Source organism: Psychrobacter sp. NPDC077938, from assembly GCF_044542635.1.
In the GTDB taxonomy this organism is placed as follows: Bacteria; Pseudomonadota; Gammaproteobacteria; order Pseudomonadales; family Moraxellaceae; genus Psychrobacter.
On record NZ_JBITUW010000001.1, the window covers coordinates 330,697 to 355,013 of the forward strand.

Consider the following 24,317-nt stretch of genomic DNA (forward strand, 5'->3'; position numbering starts at 1 on the left):
TAGCCATCGAAAAGCCCGCCAAGACTCATCTTGGCGGGCTTTTTTAATTATCAAGTTATAATAGAGTGTTCAATCAAACCCATTATTTATACTTCTTAATTTCACCACTTTTCACACGCGCTATGAAAGAATTAACCTCTCTTTTCACAATTGGCATCAAGAAGTACAGACCGATGATGTTGAAGATCGCCATAGCGAACAGAGCCGCATCTGAGAAGTCGATAACGAAGCTGAACTGTACGATGGTACCGATAACAACGAAGATTAAGAAGATAAGTTTGTATATCATCTCGCCGCCTTTACCTTCACCAAAGAGGTAAGTCCAAGCTTTTAGACCATAATATGACCATGAAATCATCGTTGAGAAAGCAAACAACAATACCGCGACAGCTAGGAAATACTGGAAGATAGGCGCCGTTTCCATAAAGGCCGCACGGGTTAGATCCACACCAGTAAGAGCTTGGGTTTGTAAGTTTGCGGCAGTGTTCACCCCAGAGATAGTAATAACAAGTGCCGTCATCGTACAGATAACAACCGTATCAATGAAGGGCTCTAATAGCGCTACTAGACCCTCAGTAGCAGGCTCTTTGGTTTTTACTGCTGAGTGAGCAATAGCGGCTGAACCAACACCCGCTTCGTTAGAGAAAGTTGCACGTTTCAAACCTTGAATCAAGGCACCAATAAAACCACCAGCCACGCCAGCACCAGTGAAGGCACCCGTGAATATCTCGCCAAATGCAGCACCGATATGATTAAAGTTAGCAATCAGTACGATTACCGCCATAGTAATGTATAACAAAGCCATAAAAGGTACGACTTTTTCGGTAACGGTTGCGATGCGCGGCATACCACCAATGATAACCATACCGACTAAAAACGCTAAGCCAATACCAAAGAATACACTGTAATCCGTTGGAATGCTAAAAGTAGAGCTCATGACTGCAAAGGCTTGGTTACCTTGGAACATGTTACCGGCACCAAAGGTCGCCAATATACACATAAGGGCAAAACCAACAGCCAGAAACTTACCTAATCCACCCATACCACGTTCAGCCATACCGCGGCTTAGGTAGTACATAGGGCCACCTGATACGACACCAGATGGTAGTACCGTACGATATTTGACACCTAACGTACATTCTACGAACTTGGTCGCCATACCGAATAGGCCGACCATAATCATCCAAAAGGTAGCACCTGGTCCACCAATAGCAAGTGCTGCACCAACGCCTGCAATATTACCAAGACCAACAGTACCTGATAATGCAGTCGCTAAGGCTTGAAAATGGCTGACCTCGCCTTCTTCTTTGTTAGCAGGATTGGGATCGGTATATTTGCCTCTGACAATATCTAAAGACAAACCTATTTGGCGAAACTGAATAAATCCAAAGTAAAAGGTGAATACGAGTGCGGCAACTAATAACCAACCCACAATAAGCGGGAAGCTGACGTCTCCAAGAGGTACTGAAAAGAAAATAAGGTCGACGAACCAGCCGAATATATTGGCCATAAAGCCATCGAGACCTGCTCCAAATGCTGCTAAACCTGATTGTTCTGCTGCTTGCGCAAGAGTCGTGCTGAGTAATAGCATCGTTGCGACTAAAGATTGTTTTTTCATGTAAATCCCTCTATTGAAAATAATATTTATATAATTATTCAATCAATTACAGCGATACTAATACAAAGTGTAACTATTTATTATAATTTGTATTAGTATTATTACTAAATGTTCAATACTGACTATATACTAATATTTTTGTATAAACAAAGAGATTTACACATTTTTCTTAATTAAACATCAACTTAGCTCCTTGAAACTAATACCAAAACTCAGTCAAGATCACTACATTTATCGAAAAATGTCGGTAGTAATCTTCAGGTTAAACAATAGACTTAAATATAATTGAAAGAGCTAAATAGCAATACTGATACAGGTTTGCGTTAAATGCTCTAATATTTATAAAGAGTAATAACAAAAAAACCGCTAAGCAAAAGCTTAGCGGTTTTTTTTATTACCATTCTAAAGTTTACTGATTTTTAGCATAGACTGGTAATTCTGCACAGATCGCTTCTACTTTAGCGCGTACTTCAGTAGCAACCGCTTCATCACCGCGGCTGTCTAGTACGTCACAGATCCAACCTGCCAACTCACCCGCTTGTGCTTCGTTGAAACCGCGAGTAGTAATCGCTGGCGTACCGATACGGATACCAGAAGTCACGAATGGTGATTTTGGATCGTTTGGCACAGCGTTTTTGTTGACAGTGATATGTGCTTCACCAAGCCATTTGTCCGCTTCTTTACCCGTCATTTCTTGCTTAACGAGACTGATCAGCATGAGATGGTTTTCAGTACCGCCAGAAATGACTTCATAGCCGCGCTCTTGAACCACTTTTGCCATTGCTTGCGCATTTTTCACTACTTGCTGCTGATACGTTTTGAAATTATCTTCTAACGCTTCTTTAAAGCAAACCGCTTTTGCAGCGATAACATGCATCAACGGGCCACCTTGGTTGCCTGGGAATACGGCTGAGTTTAGCTTTTTAGCCAATACTTCATCACGCGACAAAATCATACCTGAGCGTGGGCCACGTAGAGTTTTGTGCGTAGTCGTTGTAACCACATCAGCGAAAGGTACTGGGTTTGGATAAACACCGCCAGCAACTAGGCCTGCAACGTGAGCCATATCGACCAATAGATATGCGCCTACTTCGTCCGCGATGTCACGGAAACGCTGCCAATCAACTACTTGTGAGTATGCTGAGAAACCCGCGATGATCATTTTTGGCTTGTGCTCACGTGCTAGAGCGTCTACTTGGTCATAATCAATAAGGCCAGTGCCTTCTACCAATCCGTACTGTACAGCATTGTAGTTCAGACCTGAAAAGTTGATGTGAGCGCCATGCGTCAAGTGACCACCAGCGTCTAGACTCATGCCTAGTACCGTGTCGTTTGCTTCTAGCAATGCTAAAAATACGGCTGAGTTTGCTTGGCTACCAGAATGCGGCTGAACGTTCACATACTCTGCACCGAACAACTCTTTAGCGCGGTCAATGGCCAATTGCTCAACTACGTCCACATGCTCACAACCACCATAATAACGCTTGCCAGGATAGCCTTCTGCGTATTTATTGGTAAGGTCAGTACCTTGTGCTTCCATCACTGCTTGTGAGCAGTAGTTTTCAGAGGCGATAAGCTCGATGTGGTTTTCTTGACGAACGCTTTCTGCGGCCATCGCTTCAGCAAGTACTGGATCAAAATCTTTGATAGAAATATCTTTAAACATAGTGATGTCCTAAGTAGTGACTGTCATTAAAAAACGTCATTGAAAAGAAGCTTATAGCCTGCCCACAATAAAACAACTACTGCGTCAACGTCGCTGAAGTACTATTAATACCTCTGCACGCTGTTTTTCTGCAGTCTGTTTTATGGTATGACCATTATTGTGAATGGAGTCTATTAGCAAAGATTGAAATAAGAATAAATACAGGCGACTGACCTGTTATTAACTTGACTGATTCGTCAATAAAATCGATGTACATTTGCATCGATATCATCGCGAAAGATTAAGTGTAACATGAAAATTTGTGCTGTGAGCGCAAAAAAACCTCACCTTAAGATGAGCGAATTAAATGACTATATAACACAGATAAATAGCCAATAAAATAAAGGATTTACCCGCTGAATATTTTCGCCAATATGCCTTCTTATGTTAATTCAAGCATAAAATATTTTTGAGCGTGGCCAGATATAGTCGATTCAATTTAAAGGTAATACAAGGCAGCCGAGTGTAGATGTATATCAAATACCTCAAGCGAGGTTAACCTAGTAATACTTTTATAGTGGAGTGACTATTATAGTGAAGTGATCATAAGAACGCTGGCAGGAACGTTTCACTGATCATTATCTTACGACCATGCCAGTCATAACGCGTTTGTCGTTGCCAACCGTCACTGGTATGACTGATAAAACGCTCATTTGGCAAGGTACGGCGACGCTTAAATAAAACGTAGCCGATAGGTGTGTTCTTCAGATGTTGAAGACGACGAGACTGACCTTTTAAACTGTTTAAAGGAAAGATGCTCTGTGCTTGCACCCATGGCATTTCATCATTGCCATATAGCTGCACTTCCCGTATCCATGCCAGCATTGGACGATTTAGCATCATGCCTCGTACACCCAACTGTTTTTTTTGACCTAAAGTCAGCAAACGATAGCCCTCAAAGCTGCGTTTTACGCGCAGCGGCTGCCCTGCCCTCTCTTCTAATATCGCAGTGAGAGAGCCTTCAGCATTTAGCCAAGGTATGAGTTCAGTAGGAGGTAAGCCACTGGTAGAACTAAAAGAATTGCTGGTCATAGTTTATAGCTAGTATTTTTTATAGGATGTTTGATAGTTAAAAGGTGTTTGCACATAGAAGCAGAGTGAGTCACAGCTGATTGCCGTTATAAATTACTGCTATGAGGCACTGCCATCAAATTCAGGCATATTGTCTGCATTAAAAGGCAAAGCCTCAAAGGCCTGCTGACGATACTGCGCCATATGCTCACGATCTCTAGCACAAAAATCGCCAATCGCCGGTACAAAACGTGGATCATAAATACGGTGGATAGAATGGGTCGTCGTTGGAATAAAACCACGTACCAACTTATGCTCGCCTTGCGTGCCTGGATCGAAGGATAACAGCCCTTGCTCGATAGCAAACTCAATACCTTGGTAATAGCATAGCTCAAAATGCAAGCTGTCATATTCACCTAATGCGCCCCAGTAACGACCATATAAGGTAGCATTATTATCGCCATCAGCCTTATCACCATCAACATTGTCGCTATCAGGTCTGTCATATAAGAACAAACTACTCGCTATAATCTCACCACTGGCATCAAGTGCTTGCGCAAGCATTATATGCTCAGGCATGCTCGCTGCCAAAGCCATAAAAAAGTCTATCGTCAAATAAGGTTGCTGTCCGCGTACTGCATAGGTCATCACATAACAATGATAAAAGGCCTTCCAGTCTGCGTCGCTAATAGCATCGCCGCATTTTCGCTGGCAAATAATGCCTTGCTCAGAAACTTTACGGCGCTCAGCCCGAATGGTTTTGCGCTTTTTGGCTTTTAAGGTCATCAAAAAAGCATCAAAATCTGCAAATGGCTTACTGTCATTAAGTAAGTCTTTATTTTGCCATAAGAACTGGCAGCCTTGACGCTCAAATATCGGTAGCTCAATAGCAGCTGACTCTACGCCACTTTCTTGAGCCGCTATCGCAAGCTCTACATCAATTTCAGTTGGCATAGATGTAGTAGCAATAGAGGTCAGCTTTGGTGTCACAAACAGTCCATGCCAGCTTGAAGCGCCCACTTGTTGAGCGATATCATCGATACCTGCGATGGCTGTTTTGAGGATATCTTCATTTAATATTTCACCTTTTGCCAACCAAACTCTCTGACCAGTAATCGGTGTATATGGTGCGCTAGTGACCAATCGCGGATAATAATCAACACCATAGCGTGCATAAGCTTCAGCCCATGCATGATCAAATACAAACTCACCGCGATGATGACCTTTTATAAATACTGGCATGACAGCCACAGGCTGCAATGTATTTTCTGCCGCGCTATCTACTAAGGTATCGGTGTTATCTTCACTATCGGCACTGTTAGTAGCATCAGCGACACGATGTACCAAAATAAATATCGGTAGCCACCCTGCCTGCTCACCAATTGCTCCAGTGTCAGTCAGCGCTTGCCAAAAAGCAAATGACATAAAAGGGGTATCTGGCGTCTGCCACTCTGTTTGGCTCTGCCAGCTGGTATCATTAATCAGCGCATACTCTAAACTCATATTCACCGTCACTATTATAATCGCGATATATTTATCGATAACCAATCTATTGATGACCTAGACTAGCAAATTTTTACGCCATTGCTGTCACAATTTGCAAAAACTTATCTGCATCCAATAAAAAACCACCAACGATAACGCGGGTGGTTTGTACGACTGCGCTCATGGGCAGTGAGATCAATATAAAACGTCATGAAAAAACAGTAGTTGTATGGAAAAGATGATATCGAAGCCGATGACTGGTAGAATAAGGTTGTTATTAGCTTAGTATAATTCGAAACCATAGGATACGAGCTAAAACAGTATACTTAGTTCATGGTATACGATTGACATCCTATCGGATTTATAGTGGATTGATTATAATGTAGCGTCAGTGATTCACTTTTAGGCAATTTTGCACCGACCGTTAACGTGTTGCCTTTAAATGCTTTTTTCATGAATATTATTAAAAGAAAATGTCTGACCTGTCTTAAAAATTTCTAAGAAGCTACATATGAAGTACTTGTTCTAACCATATCATGGATTATTGCATAGTATCATTGACGCATATTCAACACTATATTTGAGCTTTATTATTAACTACAGCCTAAAGGAAGATCTAACTAAAATGTCAAAAATTATTTATACAAAAACTGACGAAGCCCCAGCGCTGGCGACTCTGTCGTTCTTACCTATTGTCGAAGCATTCACTAAAACGGCAGGCGTTGAAGTTGAAACCAGCGACATCTCTGTTGCAGCGCGTATATTGGCCGAATTCCCTGAATACTTGACCGAAGAGCAACGTGTGCCTGACAACTTAGCTGAGCTAGGTCGTCTGACTCAAGATCCAAACACCAATATCATCAAACTGCCAAACATCAGTGCTTCTGTACAGCAGTTAAAAGCCGCTATCAAAGAGCTACAGAGCAAAGGCTATGCTATCCCTAACTTCCCAGAAGATCCACAAACTGACGAAGAAAAAGAGCTACGCAAGCGCTATGGCAAAAGCTTAGGCAGTTCAGTGAACCCAGTACTCCGTGAAGGTAACTCAGATCGCCGTGCTCCTAAAGCAGTTAAAAACTATGCACGCAAGCACCCACACTCTATGGGTGAATGGAAGCAATGGTCAAGCACGCATGTATCACACATGCATGGCGGCGACTTCTACGATGGCGAGCAATCTATGACATTAGATAAAGCTCGTACGGTACGTATGGAGTTGTTACTTGATGACGGTACTCAAAAAGTATTAAAGCCTAAAATTGCTTTGCTTGATAAAGAAGTCATCGACCTGATGGTCATGAGCAAAAAAGCACTATTAGAGTTTTATGAGCGTGAAATGGAAGATTGCCGCGAAGCTGGTATCTTGTTCTCACTACACGTGAAAGCGACTATGATGAAGGTCTCGCATCCTATCGTCTTTGGTCATGCAGTTAGAATCTACTATAAAGAAGCTTTCGAGAAACATGGCGCTTTCTTTGATGAGCTAGGTATCAACGTCAACAACGGTATGGCAGATCTATACGACAAGATCTCAACGCTACCAGCTTCAAAGCGTGAAGAAATTGAGCGTGATTTACATGCGTGTCAAGAGCATCGCCCACGTCTGGCAATGGTTGACTCTTCAAAAGGTATCACCAACTTCCATTCACCAAGTGATGTAATCGTTGATGCTTCTATGCCAGCGATGATTCGTTCAGGCGGTAAAATGTGGGGTGCTGATGGCAAAATGTATGACTGTAAAGCCGTCATGCCAGAGTCTACCTTTGCGCGTATTTACCAAGAAATGATCAACTTCTGCAAATGGCATGGTAACTTTGATCCAAAAACAATGGGCACCGTTCCTAACGTTGGCCTAATGGCTCAAAAAGCTGAAGAATATGGCTCGCACGACAAGACTTTTGAGTCTAGCGATGCTGGTATTGCACGTATCGTCGATATTGATACGGATGAAGTGCTACTCGAAAAACGTGTTGAGAAAGGTGATATCTGGCGCATGTGTCAGGTCAAAGATGAGCCTATCCAAGACTGGGTAAAACTTGCCGTACGCCGTGCTCGTGAATCAGATACGCCTGTTATCTTCTGGTTAGACCCATACCGTCCACATGAGAATGAGCTAATCAAAAAAGTTAGAACGTATCTAAAAGATCATGATACTACTGGCTTACATATCGAGATTATGTCTCAGGTTCGTGCGATGCGTTATACGCTAGAGCGCGTTGCTCGTGGTCTAGATACTATCTCTGCGACCGGTAACATCCTACGCGATTACCTAACTGACTTGTTCCCTATCCTAGAGCTAGGTACCAGTGCCAAGATGCTATCAGTTGTACCATTAATGAAAGGCGGCGGTTTGTTTGAAACTGGCGCTGGTGGTTCTGCACCGAAGCACGTTGAGCAGCTGACAGAAGAAAACCATCTACGTTGGGATTCACTTGGTGAGTTCTTGGCATTGACGGTATCTTTGGAGCATCTAGCAAACAACGACAACAATGCTAAAGCTCAAATCTTGGCAGACACGCTAGATACAGCAACAGAAAAACTGCTACTAAACGATAAGTCGCCATCACGTAAGACTGGCGAGTTGGACAACCGTGGTAGCCATTTCTATCTAGCGATGTACTGGGCAGAAGAGCTTGCAGCGCAAGATAAAGATAGCGAGCTAAAAGCGCAATTTACACCATTCGCGCAAAAGCTAAAAGAGAACGAAGAAGCCATCGTTAAAGAACTTAACCAAGCTCAAGGCAAGCCAGTAGACATCAAAGGCTACTACTATGCTGATGAAGAATTGGCTAAGAAAGCAATGCGTCCAAGCGCTTTGTTTAACGAGACATTGGCATCGCTATAATTTTAAGCAACTGCTCTTAAACAATTAAGCCTAATCGCTTTTGGTTTTTATACCTAGCAGCGATTAAGCAAGTTTAAGTCTTAGTAAAAAACACCTCAACCGTCTTAGAACGTTGAGGTGTTTTTTTGTGTGCTGTCTAAAGGCTCTATAAAGAGTGAAATAAAAAAAGCCATCTGTATAATCAGGCGGCTTTTTGTACATAACAATAAAATAGAATGATTAGAGTTTGAATAGTCTTATGCTTCCATATGCTCAATAATCGCCTTACCAAACTCCGAAGTACTCAGTAAGGTAGCATCTGGCATCAGACGCTCAAAATCATACGTGACTGTTTTATTGGCAATCGCCCCTTGGATACCACTGATGACAAGGTCAGCTGCTTCCGTCCAGCCCATATCACGAAGCATCATTTCAGCTGACAATATCAGTGAACCTGGATTTACTTTATTCTGACCAGCGTACTTGGGTGCAGTACCGTGCGTCGCTTCATAAACAGCGATCGCGCCGCCTTTATTTGCACCAGGTGCGATACCAATACCGCCTACTTCAGCGGCCAATGCATCAGAGATATAGTCACCGTTCAGATTAAGCGTTGCTACTACAGAATAGTCTGCGGGACGCATCAAAATCTGCTGCAAAAACGCATCAGCGATGACGTCTTTAATAATAATATCATTACCTGTTTTTGGATTTTTCATAGTCATCCATGGACCGCCATCTAATAACTCTGCACCAAAACGCTCTGCCGCTAGCTCATAGCCCCAATCCTTGAATGCGCCTTCAGTGAACTTCATGATATTGCCTTTATGCACTAGAGTCACGTTTGGCAAATCATTATCGATGGCATGCTGAATCGCTTTGCGTACCAGACGTTGTGAGCCCTCTTTTGAGACAGGCTTGATACCGATGCCGCAGTCTTCAGGGAATCGAATACTGGTCACACCCATCTCATCTCTTAAGAAATTAATAACTTTTTTGGCATCATCGCTGCCCGCTTTCCACTCGATACCCGTGTAGATGTCTTCTGTGTTTTCACGAAAGATAACCATATTCGTCAGCTCTGGATGCTGCACTGGACTTGGTACGCCCTCAAACCAGCGTACGGGGCGTTGACAGACATACAGGTCGAGGTTTTGGCGTACCGCGACGTTTAACGAACTAAAGCCACCACCCACTGGCGTGGTCAATGGACCCTTGATACTAATGACGTAGTCTTTTAGAATCTCTAGCGTCTCGCTTGGCAAATAATCGCCGTCATATACTTTCGCTGCTTTTTCACCAAGATAAGTCTCCATCCAAATGATAGACTTCTTGCCGTGATACGCTTTATCAACCGCAGCATTGACTACTTTTATCATGACAGGCGTGATATCTACGCCGATCCCATCACCTTCCACAAACGGAATAATCGGATGGTTGGGAACATTTAATGTGAGATCTGCGTTTACGGTCACTTTTTCGCCGTCTCTTGGCACGATAACCTTATCATATGACATCGATGATACTCCTTGGTTGTATGTTGGACGTCGCAAGCGAACTAGGCACTTTGTTATGCTAACCGTTTTATTATAGTTATAACGCTCTGGGCGCTTATCGGCTAAGCAAAGCTTTGATGAGTACGACACTTGCGGCATTGATTTGAACAATGTTAAAAGTAGCTTTAAGCTAAAAAAATTAAAATAAAGACCCAAACAATGATTGTCGCTTGCAGATAGTAGATATTTCTCTATTAAAAATATAAATACCACTATTAGAATGCGGATTTAGAATAACAGCAAATTTATATAAGCGCTGTCCTACTTTTGTAGCAGGTCACGTAGCATACAGCACATTAAATATATCGCCTTTAGTCTTGCCGCTTAATACTAGCTCGGTATCACAAAACATACGCTACAATGCTTCATTACTCATCTAAAACTAGGAAACACCATTTATGTCTACTTCTAGTCTCATCTTATTCAATAAGCCTTACGGCGTGCAAAGTCAGTTTAGAGATGACAGTAATAACGATCACACCACCCTATCGCAATACTTTACCGATAAGGCTTTGCGAGTTGCTGGTAGGCTAGATGCTACTTCAGAGGGCTTGCTGATTTTGACCGATGATGGTCGCGTTAACAAAGCAATTACTCATCCGCCAAAAGCTAATGCAGGGCGCAAACAAGGTAAAACTTACTTAGTACAAGTAGAAGGAACCCCTACTGCTGAGCAAATCAATAAGCTTAAACGTGGCGTGGTTTTAAAAGATGGTAAAACGCTACCTGCTGAGGTCAGACATGTTAGTGAGGAAGAACTACCGATGGTACTCTGGCAGCGCAATCCGCCAATACGTGAGCGTAAAAGCGTACCGGACTCATGGCTAATGCTGACAATATACGAAGGTAAAAATCGTCAAGTTAGACGTATGACAGCGCATGTCGGTCTGCCTTGTCTGCGTTTGATACGTTGGTCAGTGGCAGGATTTGAGCTAGGTGATTTAGCTGTTGGGGAGTTTGTACGCGTTCATCTAACTAGCGAACACTGTCGTCAGCTAGGTATTTCTAACTAGCTTTGAGTTTAAGTGCTTTAGGAGCTAGATACTGTTGATTAATTCACACTGTTTGGCTGTTTATTCCCTAACATAAAGCTCTGACACTAATATATTACGACCTGTTAAACATAGTGTCTCGAATGGGTAAGGTTTATCTGCTAACATTCAGCACGTAATTGATTATGTATAATAAGTATTATCCATTTATCGTTTGGTTTTTTCACAATAGGGATATGTCATGATTGCTTCTCGTCGTTTTCTTTCGTTGGTCACTAGCATTTCTGCGGCGCTTGTATTGAGCGCCTGTCAGCCAACGACTGAGGACAACCAATCAAATCCTGCGGAAGAAACCTCACCGCCCGTGACTGATATGCCACATGCTGAGCATGACGGTATGGCAGATGATACTCTAACAAATGACAGCGATAGCAGTGTCAGTGATGAGTCTCAAATGAGCGATATGCTCAGAGACTATACGAGATCGATGACTAGAATGCATGACGAGATGATGATTGGGATGGGTTATAACGATCCTGATACCGCTTTTGCTAAAGGCATGTTGGGACATCATCGCGGCGCGGTAGAGATGGCAAAAATAGAGCTCAAGTATGGTACTGATGAAGCGATGCGCCAACTTGCTCAAGATGTCATTACGGCCCAGCAAGCTGAAATCGATGTATTAAACAAGTGGTTGGCTAGCCATCCTGATGCTGCCAAACCTAAGCCAAATACTGTGGCAATGCAGCAAGCATATGCTAAAAACATGGAAAATATGCATGGCGAAATGACTTTGGGTGTGGCTGATCCCGTGCCTGATATGGCATTTGCACGCGGTATGCTACCGCATCATATTGCCGCTGTTGATATGGCAAAAGTTCAGCTCGAATATGGGACAGATGAAGAGATGCGTCAGTTGGCTCAAGACATCATTGATACCCAGCAAACTGAAATCGATGTGATGAAAAACTGGATTGCTGCGCTTGAGGCTGCAAGTAGCGAAAAAGACGATAGCTCTGTAGATGAAAATATTGAGCCCGAATTTACCGATGATAAGAACCTAGATAGCCCAGATAATCTAGACAACAGAGCCAAAGAGCAGTAATTGTATATCTCGCTAACCCCTGATTTGTTAATCACTTAGGTTGCTTAGACATATCAACAATATTATAGATTATAAAAAACCCTCTTCTAAGCAGTATTGCTCGGAAGAGGGTTTTTTGTATGGAAAGGTATTTTATATAGCATCGAGGCTATCGTTTCATAACATTAAGCCATGTCTCCCAACCTGCCTCACCTTTTAATTGCTCATTATCATTCTCTAAAGTCTTATCTCCTTTTGCTAAGCGTAGGCTTACTTTATGAGGAGGTACTGCTCCAGTCATGCCAGTTGTCTCATCTCGCGGCTCAACTTTAGTTGTCGTTTCGGGTTGAACCTGAACACACATCAGCTCATCACGACGGAATAAATAGCATTCAACAGGATGCTCTGTATTAACCAAGGTGGTAAGTTGTTTCGTATCTGCTTTGATGCCGTCAATCGCGATAATAACGTCATGCGCTGAAATACCAGCTTTAGCCGCAATACTACCTCGCATCACACGATTGACCTTGAGCCCAGCTGGCGTCTCATTACATCGCATACCCCAAGGCACATGCTTGTCAGCGGTTTCTTTGGTATTCGCCTGTATTTTGACACCGTTTGCCACTAGCAACGCTTCAATTGGCAGCTCTTCTACCCCATTGACGTAACGACGTTCAAAGTCTTCCCATTCTGCTAGCGGCATAAACTGCTCAATAACAGAGGCCATGTCATCACTACTGATACCAATCCGCTTACTATCGTTCTGCTTGGCCTGAGTATAAAAAGCTTTGACCACATCAAACAAACGATAACAACCATCACTATGCTTGAGTAAGATTAGGTCTAGACATAAAGCTACCAATGCGCCTTTATTATAGTAGCTGATACCCGCATTGCCTGTATTTTCATCGGTACGATACAGTTTAATCCAAGCATCAAAGCTCGACTCTGCCACGCTTTGATTGCCACGCCCTGGGGTTTGATAGTAGCGATTGATTTGCTCGGCTAGCAGTCGCAGATAATTGGCTTTATCAATCACGCCTGATGCTTGCAACATAAAATCATCGATATAAGACGTAAACCCTTCGAATACCCAAAGTAATGGCGTAAATGCCTCACGTCGTAAATCGACATTGATCATGACATCAGGACGTACCGTCTTCACCCACCATGAGTGAAAATACTCATGACTACATAATCCTAAAAATCGCTGATAATCTGTACTTGGTAACTTTGGCTCATTGGTGCTGGGTAAGTCATTGCGCGGGGTGATAAGGCTAGTAGAGTTGATATGCTCAAGCCCACCATAGTCTTGACCACTTGCAAAGGTCATAAACGTATAATCGTCAAATGGCGCATCGCCTAACCAATCTACGTAGGTCTGACAAATCTGAGTAATATCCTGCTGTAATCGACCTAGATTAGCATTCTGCTTACCTGACAGGTAAAAGCTATGATGTAGCGTCTGATGCTCATTATCATGAATAATAAAATCAAACTTTTCTTGTTCTGCGATTTCGAATGGATAATCAATCAGCTCGTGATAATTCGCTGCCTGTAACTTGTAAATGTGCTGACTATTCGCTTGCTGAAGGCCTTTTTGCTGCTGATCAACTTGCAGGTGCGTAGTGTCCAACCCACAAGCCAACAGTACTTTGCTACTTTCTTTGTCTGCAAAAAATGTCTCAGGCATAATCAAGCTAACGTGGACAGGTGCTTGCTCTTGCCCTTCGACGGCGAGCGCAAGTGAAGTGAAATTGCCATAAAGTCGTTGCTGATCGACGTAGGCCGTACGCACGGACAAATCATAGCAATAGACTTCGTACTCGATGATGACCGTCTGCCCAGCTTGCACCGCTGGCAGCTGCCATGTATTTTTGTCGATTTTTTGCGCGCGATAAGTCTCTGACTGCTCGTCACTATCCGCTGTTTGAGCTTCTATTACTTGATAATGTACCGCAGTGATATTTCGGGCAAACTCACGCATTAGATAACTGCCTGGTATCCACGCTGGTAACCAAAGCTGCGGCGCATCGGATACTGCTGTAAAACTCAGTGATACATCGACCAGGTGCTCGTAGAAACGGGCAAAATCAAATTGATAGCTTATATCAGCTATCGTTTTAGCCTTAGTATCATGATGATTGGTTGAAACATTGCTCGCTGGATGTTTAGTAGTGGTATTGGCAAATGCTGTCATCGTATCTCTCGTCCTTATTTTTATAATTATGCTAGAAGTCCTACTCTAAAAAAGCAACTCCTAAACCATGAATAGCCAATAGCTATGCATCAACTATAGAAAATAGCAGTTATTATTGTAAATTGTGGCATTAATTGGCATTTTTTATGTTTTTTGCCTTGAAAGTTATGTGGGCCATCTCAATTAAAGATGCTAACTGCTAAAGTTACTTTAATAAACTGATGATAATTGACTAATGACGTGGCCTTTTGGCTTGCAGATTGGCTCTTTTAGGTTTATTGCAACCGTATTTAATTTTTTACATAGATATATTTAGGATATTTTATGACTACTATCGCAAAAGACACTGCCGTCAAATTCAATTACACATTAAAAGACGACGAAGGCAATATCCTTGACCAGTCACCAGAAGGTCAGCCACTTGCTTATCTACATGGTCACAGCAACATTATCCCAGGCCTAGAAGCACAATTAGAAGGTAAGTCTGCTGGCGAAAAAGTTAATGCAGTCGTTGAACCTGCTGATGGCTACGGCGAATACCAAGAGCAAGCAGTACAGCACGTACCACGTGACAACTTCCAAGGCGTTGATGACATTCAGCCTGGTATGCAGTTCCAGTCAGAAGCTGGCGGCCAAGTAATGTTGGTTACTGTGACTGCTGTAAACGATCAAGAAGTGACTGTTGATGCAAACCATCCATTGGCTGGCAAGCGTTTGACATTTGATGTTGAAATCCAAGAAGTACGTGCAGCAACTGAAGACGAACTAAACCATGGCCATGTACATGGTGCAGGTGGCGTTGAGCACTAATCTCTTCTAGAGTATAGTGACAATAGTTAGATGGTAAATTATTAGATTTATCATCTAATCTAAAAGGCCAGTAGCCGATCAGGTTACTGGCCTTTTTTATACTTATTTCACGGTAAGTTTCGAATTAATATAAATATGATCAACTTGAATACTATCTATTTAAAGAATCCGCCATAAAAATTATTAATATCCAGACGTAACAAAGCCGCATAACGACAAGCGTCATGCGGCTTTTATTACCAACCATCCATGTTAGCGTTACGTGATACCTAATCCCGGGGCATCTCATAACTGACAGGCATCCAGCCTTATCATCCTTAATCAGCAAACTACTTATCCCTAGTGCGACCTTTAAGATACCAATCCCTAGTATCAATGAACCGTTTCGTTCAATCGTGCCGTACAGTTATAGTCGCAGATTGACCCTTCATTGGTAAGAGGTCTAAACGTCAATCTATGTAAGCATATGCTTACATAGATTACGTAACGCTATAATAACTTCACATTATAGCTTCTCTTCAGGGCTAAGCATTGTCTTAGGTTCGGCACTGAGCATAAGGTAAGCCGCCTCATTGATAAACGCTTCATCCTCTGGTAATTCTGGACGTTCAGCTGCTTTCATACGGCTACGTTCTTCAAATTTTGCGTCCATCGCTGCCTGATAAGTGTTCCAGTTAGAGTACGGACGCTCACCAGTTGCAATAAGGCGCTTGTTTTCTGCTTCTAATGAGCGTTTTTCAATTAGTTGCATTTTAGCTCGGCGACTATTGATATCTAATCGAACAGGTTTCTTTTCATCATCCATGTTACGAATATCATTTAGCGTCGACAGATAAGTAAACTGTGGGTTTTTTTGTTGGCGAATCTTAGACTGCTGATTGAGTGTCGCCAATGTATCACTGGTAAACTTCCCTTCAGGCTTATACGGTGCTGTTCTGATAGTATCCCAAGGCAATGCTTTTTTCTGAGCGCGCTCGCCAAAGGTTGCATCGTCATAGATATTGACTAGCTCAACGTCTGGTACAACACCTTTATTTTGCGTACTACCGCCAGTGACACGATAAAACTTACGCTGAGTTAAGGTAGCAGAGCCTAAAGCTAGGCTATCGAGCTGAATTTGCGCCGAGCCTTTACCAGTTGTCGTACTACCAACCACTAATCCGCGACCATAGTCTTGAATAGCAGCGGCAAAGATTTCACTGGCTGAGGCCGATGCTAAGTTGGTAATGACCGCCATCTTGCCATCATATAGCTGCTCGCCACCATCATTGTCGCGATATACTTGAATATTACCGCGATTATCACGAATCTGTACCAGTGGTCCACTCTTGATAAAGAAACCTAGCATCTTGGCAACTTCATCTAATGAGCCACCAGGGTTATTGCGCAAATCAACCACTAGGCCATCGATATTTTGTTTATTCAACTCTTTTAGTGCTTTTTCAGTATCGATACTGACGCTACGGTAGTCTTCACCATTACGACGTGCACGATAGTTTAGATAAAAGCTCGGTATCTCAAGTACGCCAATACGCTTTGGTGTCTTATCAATATTAGGACGCTGCACTTCTACCACTCGCTGAGTGACGCCAGATTCTTCTTGCTGAATAATGTCTCGTACTACCGTGACCGTACGGGCGCTAGCATCTGGCGTGTTGGGTTGACGTAGTTTCAGTGTGACCGATGTACCGCGTTTACCACGAATCAAGCTGACAATTTCACGCGTTGACCAGCCAACCACGTCCGTCATGGTTTCGCCATCTTTTGCGATACCAACGATCAAATCATTGGGCTTAATCTGACCTGACTTAGCGGCTGGACCACCATCGACCAAAGTCACAATACGGGTATAATCCGGATTTTTGCGATCTGGACGAATAGAGACACCAATACCTTCCAACTGAAGACTAGACTGGATTTGCAATTCCGTCGCTTGAATCGGTGCATAGTAATTACTGTGCGGATCATAGGTCAGCATCGCCGTATTTAAGATGGTTTCCATGATTTCATCATCTTTGAGACGCTTAAACTGCTCTTGTTGACGCGACAAACGATTTTGCAAAATTTCATTTGGCGTACGCTCATCGTTACGTACCAAGTCTTGTCCGCGAGTAATATCTGGGTTGCTTAAAAATACTTTCTCTTTGGCTTTTTCGTCTTCTTGACCCAGCGTAATGCTCATCAACTGAAACTTTAACTGACGTTCCCAGTAATCACGCTGCTCTTTTTTGGTTTTAAAATGACCGAGTTTTTCGCGATCAAGAATGATTGTGTCGTTACCTGTTAAATCAATGTCTGTCTTAAGCATCTTAGTGGCCATCGCAAAGTACTCGTTTGAGCGTTTGCGGTAACGATCAAACACCTCTACCCCTGCAGATAGATCACCTTGCTTTAGACGAGCACCAAAGTCTTCAGCGTGTTTTTTCTTAAGCTCGTCGACATCGGATTGTAAAAATAACGTATGATTTGGGTCAAGGCTATCGATATACATTGATAGGATTTCGCTACCAGTCTTACTATCTAAAGGCTGATTAAGATAATGACTGCGATCCAGCAAGGCGGCTACTTGACGGGTGGTGACCTTTTGCTCAGGGGTCTGAACGAAACTTCCCGTGTTGGTCTCGGCGACTGCAGTACCGTAGCTTTGGGTCAAGATAATACCGGCGATGCCCACTGACGCTGCACTGAGTAACCACTGTGCTGGTTGTTTTTTCATCATATGTACCTAGTTATTTGAAGTTAGTAGTATTGGGTAATTCATCAGGATTAGTAATGCTCGAATCTGTTATGACCTATAAATGCTGTGTGTTTTATTCTTATACTTTATGCATCATTAAATACTGATATATAGTCAAAAATCAATCAATATTATCACGCGCATAAATACTGAACTGTCTCAAACTGTATAAGCAATCTTACACGCTACGTTTGTACATACCAAACTTTCTATCACTTTTATCATGCATAGCAATTGGAAGCTATGAACATCGATTTAATGACTAAACTTAATAGCTATTAGCAAATTGATTTGACCCCGATAATCTGCCACATTATGCTCAATTAATAATAGCTGTCATAATAAGATATCTGAACAATGACTGCTAAGCGATAAGACAGGTATAGTCAGTCACCCTCATAATATAACCATATATAAAATAATAAGGAACACGCGATGTACGGCGTTTTAATGATAGATATCGATAGTACCGCTTTGACCGCTGAAGATGTCAGCTTGATTAAACAAGCACAGGTCGGCGGAGTAATATTGTTTGGTCGTAACGTCACAGATGCGGCCCAAGTCAGAGCACTATGCGACGATATACGTTATCACAATCAAGACATACTTATCGGTGTGGACCAAGAAGGTGGACGAGTCGCGAGGCTACGTGAAGGTTTCACGCCCTTACCTGCTATGGGTCGACTGGGTGAGCTATTCAATCAAGACCCAAATCAATCACTTAGCTGTGCCTACGATTGCGGTTATCTAATGGCAGCTGAAGTGCTGGCTGTAGGAATCGATTTGAGCTTTGCACCCGTACTGGACAGAGATGGTATTAGCCAAGTCATCGGTGATCGCAGCTTTCATCATGAGCCACAAGCCATCACTGCGCTTGCAACACAGTTTATGCGCGGAATGAAAGCGGCTGGTATGGCAACCACTGGTAAACACTTCCCCGGTCATGGAGCCATCGCTCCTGACTCGCACGTATCAGAAGCCATTGACACACGTAGCTTAGATGAAATCGTCAATAGCGATATGCAACCTTTTGCTCAAACACTACATAGTCTGGACGCTCTTATGCCAGCACACGTGATATTTTCGCAAGTAGACGACAAGCCAGCAGGATTCTCCAAAATTTGGCTACAAGATATCATTCGAGATGAGCTTAAATTTGACGGGGTACTTTTCTCTGATGATTTATCGATGGCAGGTGCAAAGGCGGCTGGTGATGTCAGTGCTCGCGTAAAAGCGGCCATTGATGCTGGTTGTGATATTGCCCTCGTATGCAATGACCGTGTGGCTGCTCATGAGGCGGCTAAAGCTGCGCAAGATCTGCCTTACCCTAACCAGCAACGTATCAAAACTATGCGCGGCAACACCCCAACATGGCAAGGCGACCTTGAATCTACTTGCCAGCAATTTGAATACTGGCAGCAAGCCAAGCAAAATGTTACTCAGACTTTTTTTGATGCGCAAGCTGATGCTCAGACTGCTAAAGAATCAACAGATCCTACTTTATATAAATAATAGCTTACTTAACTATCATCGAGTAGCATACAAAAAACCGCACCTTTATAAGATGCGGTTTTTGTCATTTGGCTACTATAATCAAAATAAGAACAAATAGATTAGTTGGTTGGATCTACCGCAGTACCTTGGGTAGCGTCATCGCCATCTGGTAACAAATCGTCATTGTTACTATCTAATGGGTTCATATCTGGATCTAGCGAATCACTGTTTATCATCATGCCATCGTTTGCACTAACAACCTCGTCATTGACCATAAATTCAATACGGCGATTGCGGAAGCGACCTTGTTCAGTTGAATTGTCCGCGATTGGTTCTGATTCGCCCATGCCTTTGGTCGTTAATTTACTAGCATCAACCCCTTTAGACACTAGATACGATTTCACTGACTCAGCACGCTCCTGAGACAGCTCCATATTATAGGTATCAGAGGCTTGACTGTCCGTATGACCGACAATCATCAGCTTCATATCAGGTACATTATTGATGATTTCTGCAGCACGGTCTAGCAGCGCCTTATTGACTTCAGGTATAACCGCTTCATCTACTTGAAAGTTAATCACCTGAATACTCAAAGCACGAGCAACATCACGTGGATCTGGGTTTTCACCTAGATTGGTCATCGCCACATCTGCAGCAGCCAGACTGTCATCAATCTCGCCTTGTAAATCTAATGGGCCTTCAGCTTGAACCGTCATGGCAGGAGCAGCTGCTTGTAAGTCAGCAACCAACTTGTCCAATGCGGCTTCATCAGGAGCATTAACAGTAATGTTATCGCCTTTGATAATCATACTCGCGTTCGGTACATTTTTGATAATTGGTAATATCGTTGCCAACTGAGCAGATGCTGGCATATCTACTGCAAAATTATCATCAACGTCAGCACGGCATTTATTAGCTTCGTCACCAAATGCACCAGTCAAAGCATTCATAACATTGGTTTGTAATGTCTCATCACCTACACTCATACGACAAGCATACAGCTCGCTATTTTCACCAGTTGCGATACTCAGTGACGCAGGCTTAATCGCACCTGCAACCGCTACTACCTCATTACCTTGCGCCCCTTGCTGTACTGTAGCCGCTGGCGTTGCTACAGGCTCAGGGTTTTCTTGACAGCCTCTGAGTAGTGCCCAAGCCAATGCACCCAAGATAATCAAACCAATAATAGGTAGCAGCGCTTTCATGAAGCTCTCTTTTGGCTCTTCTTCTTTTTGCAATGGCGCTGTGCTGGTGGTATCAGAAATTGGTGTGCCAGCTGCAGTAGAAGTGGCAGCGACTGCACTAGCAGGCAAAACAGTACCCGCCCATGCAGGGATATGATGCTGGTAACTGTTCAGGTTGTCATTCAAAAATTGTGGAACGGGCGTGGTACCAGCCAAGCTTTTGATCTCATGAAAAGCCAATGGCGCTGCCATCGCAATCAGACCGCGTGAAGCGGTTGCATCGACATTATGCTTGCCTGCCAATTCGCGAGAGATTTGGTCGCGATGTGCTCCTTCTGTCCATACACGGTCATAAAAAGCATTGTCGTCACGGGCGATGTTTTCATTGGCAAAGCGGCTGAAAGTATCGTTGTCTGCAAGACGAGCAGCAAAAATGGCATAAAACTGTTCTAGTAGATTTTTCTTAGCTGGGCTACGGTCATCTTCCAATACGGCTGGGCTGACGGTGCGTGTCAAATGGCTAATAATATCCATAATATGGCTCTCCCCTTAATTTTTATTTATATCATTCGTTTGCTCAAAAAGCAGCTATATCATTCTTTTGTATTCAATCGTTATAGTAGTAGTCATGGTGGCGTAGCAGTTATGGTGACGATAAATTCATCAAACTACTTTATTTGGTTTTGATTATTATAAAATTCTTAAGCTGCTATTCACAGTCTGTACGTTGTTGTGCAAATGATACAGTAAGTAATGTTTCGGTTGGCACACGTAACTGTAGCTAAATTACATGAAAAGATAGGCCACATAAAAAAACACGCCATATGAAACAGCGTGCCTGATAAAAAACTACCTTACTTGAGCTGGTTCAGCAACGATGACTGTGTTTACCATCTCATCCACTTCTGAAGGAGAAAAAGGGCCTGGCGGTCTGGTCGTTTGATTATTCGAAGGAAAGTTGTTGGGAGTATTGCTCGCGCCATTAGTAGGCAGATTGTTGGGCGCATTATTAAAGCTATTATTGTTAGGCAAAGGAGTTGGTATCACACGATCTCCAGTATCATCATCTGATGCTTGGTATTCGCCAGAGTTACTATTTAACCCATTATTATTGTATTGATTATTAATCCCCGCTCCATCATCTACAAACTGGTTATTTGCGTTTGCCATGTTGTTCGTAGCATCACCAATGTTGCTATTATCAGGCAATGGCAGTGGCGCTGTACTCTCGACTACCATTGCTGGTACTAAGCTTCGTATTTCTGTGACCAGTTTTTGCAGCAGCATATTGTCTGGCGCCTCCAGTGTAAGACGGTCATTTTGCACATGTAAACGTGCAAACGGTGTTGATCTAAGCATCGTCAATACATTGGGCAGTGTCTCCGCAGGCATATTAGCGATTGAGGTTGCTACCCCATCCTGTATGTTCAATTCACAAATACTTGCCTGCTCACCAAAGCTTGTATTGAGCGCCTGTTGCAACGTGCTTTGCAGTGCAGTATCGCCAACGGTCGCACTACAAGTGTACAAGTTTCCGCCGTTGTCTACACCGACAATAAGCTCAACAGGAGTCGTTGTTGGTACAGGAGGCACGGGTGCTGGCGGTGGTTCAACAGGTACTGTGGCTACAGGTTCTACTGGTATTTCATTATTGGGTTTCACTAATAATGCCCATGCTGCTAGTGCAAGCGCAGCCAAAGCTACTATTAATAAAAATACGCGTATTAGTAGATCGTTTCGTTGATTACGAGTACGCACTTGTGCATGCTTTAAATTACTATTTTCTGCCAAATGGTAGGCTGCTGGATTGGCATGAATAGCATTACTATTGGCAGTCGTATCGTTATCTAACGCTTCAGTGCTCGTGCGCTCAGCAGTTGATATTTGCTCTATATTTTCTGCATCAGTGTTCGTTATTGGTGCAACTATGCCAGCTATGCCAGCTATGCCAGTATCTAAAGTAGAATCATCTTGCCTATTCGATATGTCGTCACTTACTGGCACGTGTACTGGCACATGGTCATCATCTGAATTGAAGCTTGTTTGTATTTGCTGACTAACGCCTTGAGGAGCCGTAATCACAGCTGCTGCCCAGATAGGTAAGTATGGACGTAAAGTAACCTGTTTTTCTTGCAAAAATGCTGGCAAAAACTGACCATTAGCCAATACTTTTAGCTCACGATATACCAACGGCGCGGCACTAATTAGTAATTGCTTAGTTGTCTGTTCATCAATGTGATGGGTGGCTGACAACTCTTGGACGATCGTTTTTTGTAAGTTTTTATCTTGCCATATTTGTTCAAATAGCGGGCTTTCATTATTAGTGCTAGTAATTATTTGGTCAGTACGCAGCAATTGTGAGTAAACCTGTGGCACAGCTAGGCGCGAAGCCAAAACAGCATAAAACTGCTCAAGTAAACTGACATAGGCGACATTATTGCTGTCATCATTACCCATTACAGCTGGGGTTATCGTTTGCTCTAGCTGGTCAATAATGTTCATAATCCACTGCCTCTATCAGCCTTATTGGAATGTGCAAAACTAAGCACTTATTTTATTTTTATCTACATCATTTGAAAATGTTACTTTTTTATCTAAGGCCATACTCGTAACTAGTCTGAGCATTACATTAGTTATTAGTGTCTTCATTACCATCGCTCTAAAAGTTTCACTTATGTTGCATGGTACACTGCTACATTATTCACTATAACCGCATAAAAAAGCATCGTTTTGTCACACAATAGGTATTCGCGTTATCGCAACTGCTGTTAGTATTAGTCTATTGCTAATGGTTAGTACTTAATACGGATTAGACGTCAAACTTATTTTTTACTCAGCCGTAACGCTTAGGCTTTGAATATTGTCATTTGTAGCTTGTCATTTGTAACATTGTCACATATCAGGCACGGCCTAAGGATTTTCCTTTGTTAAACCATACGACGCTTATTATCATAATTACCGTTATTGTCAGCTTATTGGCTTGGCAAAACAAGACGCTATTTAATCGATTGATTTTTTATCCGCCAGCAGTCAACAATGGGCAATGGGATCGCTTTGTGACCCATGGCTTTATTCATGCTGATAGTATGCATTTGCTCTTTAATATGTTTACTTTATATTTCTTTGGGCGTGCTATCGAAGGACTATATCAGCCGTTTTTATTCGGCTACGGTTTTGTGGTTTTTTATGTGTTGGCAATTATCGTTGCCATGATTCCAAGTTACGTGAAAAATAAGAACAACGCCAGTTATTTGAGTCTAGGCGCATCAGGCGGCGTATCAGCTGTGCTGTTTGCTTTTATCCTGCTAGCACCATGGGAGAGAATTTATCTCTTTGCCGTAGTTCCTATTCCTGCGATACTATTTGCTGTCGCTTATATATTTTATAGTATCTATGCTGATCGACGTGGTGGCTCAAACATCAATCATATGGCTCATATGTGGGGCGGCGCATTCGGCGTTATCGCTACGATTGTTTTGGAACCAAAAGTACTACCGCACTTTATCAATGCGTTACTATCACCAGGATTTTAGACATTTTTACGTATAGTAAAGCTAGCACTTTAAAGACAGCTATACTTTATAAATACTATTTTGCACAGGGTATACTTCTACATT

15 protein-coding genes are annotated in these 24,317 nt (G+C 42.7%); 6 read left to right on the plus strand and 9 right to left on the minus strand.

Annotated features, from left to right (window positions below):
* Positions 1-82 precede the first annotated feature (82 nt).
* The 4 genes from ACIGBM_RS01445 to ACIGBM_RS01460 form a co-directional block, all read right to left on the minus strand.
* The gene (locus ACIGBM_RS01445; protein WP_290178050.1) at positions 83-1,618 is read right to left on the minus strand and encodes a sodium:alanine symporter family protein; all 1,536 of its coding nucleotides are present in this window, start codon (positions 1,616-1,618) and stop codon (positions 83-85) included.
* A 409-nt stretch (positions 1,619-2,027) separates the two neighbouring features.
* Positions 2,028-3,284, minus strand: coding sequence for a serine hydroxymethyltransferase (gene glyA, locus ACIGBM_RS01450; protein WP_397476519.1), 1,257 nt, complete (start codon positions 3,282-3,284; stop codon positions 2,028-2,030).
* Positions 3,285-3,866: 582 nt separating this feature from the next.
* Positions 3,867-4,355, minus strand: coding sequence for a chorismate--pyruvate lyase family protein (locus ACIGBM_RS01455; protein WP_397476520.1), 489 nt, complete (start codon positions 4,353-4,355; stop codon positions 3,867-3,869).
* Positions 4,356-4,454: 99 nt separating this feature from the next.
* The gene (locus tag ACIGBM_RS01460) at positions 4,455-5,837 is read right to left on the minus strand and encodes a GNAT family N-acetyltransferase (protein ID WP_397476521.1); all 1,383 of its coding nucleotides are present in this window, start codon (positions 5,835-5,837) and stop codon (positions 4,455-4,457) included.
* Positions 5,838-6,444: 607 nt separating this feature from the next.
* Between ACIGBM_RS01460 and ACIGBM_RS01465 the strand changes: the two genes are divergently transcribed.
* Positions 6,445-8,664, plus strand: a complete 2,220-nt coding sequence (locus tag ACIGBM_RS01465) for an NADP-dependent isocitrate dehydrogenase (protein ID WP_191114679.1) — start codon at positions 6,445-6,447, stop codon at positions 8,662-8,664.
* 236 nt (positions 8,665-8,900) lie between these two features.
* Here ACIGBM_RS01465 and icd read toward each other — a convergent pair whose 3' ends face one another.
* On the minus strand, positions 8,901-10,160 hold the full coding sequence (gene icd, locus ACIGBM_RS01470; RefSeq protein ID WP_397476522.1) for an NADP-dependent isocitrate dehydrogenase: 1,260 nt from the start codon (positions 10,158-10,160) through the stop codon (positions 8,901-8,903).
* Between the two features lie 437 nt (positions 10,161-10,597).
* Here icd and ACIGBM_RS01475 point away from each other — a divergent pair, with 437 nt between their 5' ends.
* Positions 10,598-11,212, plus strand: coding sequence for a pseudouridine synthase (locus ACIGBM_RS01475; RefSeq protein ID WP_397476523.1), 615 nt, complete (start codon positions 10,598-10,600; stop codon positions 11,210-11,212).
* A 220-nt stretch (positions 11,213-11,432) separates the two neighbouring features.
* Positions 11,433-12,296 (plus strand): DUF305 domain-containing protein, encoded by an 864-nt coding sequence (locus tag ACIGBM_RS01480; protein WP_397476524.1) that lies wholly within the window; start codon positions 11,433-11,435, stop codon positions 12,294-12,296.
* A gap of 148 nt (positions 12,297-12,444) precedes the next feature.
* On the opposite strand, the gene ACIGBM_RS01485 is transcribed toward ACIGBM_RS01480, so the two are convergent.
* Entirely contained in the window at positions 12,445-14,475 is a 2,031-nt protein-coding gene (locus ACIGBM_RS01485) for a M61 family metallopeptidase (RefSeq protein ID WP_397476525.1), read from the minus strand.
* 324 nt (positions 14,476-14,799) lie between these two features.
* Between ACIGBM_RS01485 and ACIGBM_RS01490 the strand changes: the two genes are divergently transcribed.
* On the plus strand, positions 14,800-15,285 hold the full coding sequence (locus ACIGBM_RS01490) for a peptidylprolyl isomerase (protein WP_057758283.1): 486 nt from the start codon (positions 14,800-14,802) through the stop codon (positions 15,283-15,285).
* A gap of 505 nt (positions 15,286-15,790) precedes the next feature.
* On the opposite strand, the gene ACIGBM_RS01495 is transcribed toward ACIGBM_RS01490, so the two are convergent.
* Positions 15,791-18,001, minus strand: a complete 2,211-nt coding sequence (locus tag ACIGBM_RS01495; protein ID WP_201547855.1) for a carboxy terminal-processing peptidase — start codon at positions 17,999-18,001, stop codon at positions 15,791-15,793.
* A 456-nt stretch (positions 18,002-18,457) separates the two neighbouring features.
* Here ACIGBM_RS01495 and nagZ point away from each other — a divergent pair, with 456 nt between their 5' ends.
* Positions 18,458-19,534, plus strand: coding sequence for a beta-N-acetylhexosaminidase (gene nagZ / locus ACIGBM_RS01500; RefSeq protein ID WP_397476526.1), 1,077 nt, complete (start codon positions 18,458-18,460; stop codon positions 19,532-19,534).
* A gap of 101 nt (positions 19,535-19,635) precedes the next feature.
* On the opposite strand, the gene ACIGBM_RS01505 is transcribed toward nagZ, so the two are convergent.
* Positions 19,636-21,234, minus strand: a complete 1,599-nt coding sequence (locus ACIGBM_RS01505; protein ID WP_397476527.1) for an OmpA family protein — start codon at positions 21,232-21,234, stop codon at positions 19,636-19,638.
* Between the two features lie 315 nt (positions 21,235-21,549).
* Positions 21,550-23,202, minus strand: coding sequence for a hypothetical protein (locus ACIGBM_RS01510; RefSeq protein ID WP_397476528.1), 1,653 nt, complete (start codon positions 23,200-23,202; stop codon positions 21,550-21,552).
* A gap of 422 nt (positions 23,203-23,624) precedes the next feature.
* Here ACIGBM_RS01510 and ACIGBM_RS01515 point away from each other — a divergent pair, with 422 nt between their 5' ends.
* Positions 23,625-24,233 carry a rhomboid family intramembrane serine protease gene (locus ACIGBM_RS01515; protein ID WP_057758273.1) on the plus strand — a complete coding sequence of 203 codons (609 nt, stop codon included), beginning with the start codon at positions 23,625-23,627 and terminating at the stop codon, positions 24,231-24,233.
* The last annotated feature ends 84 nt before the right edge of the window (positions 24,234-24,317 follow it).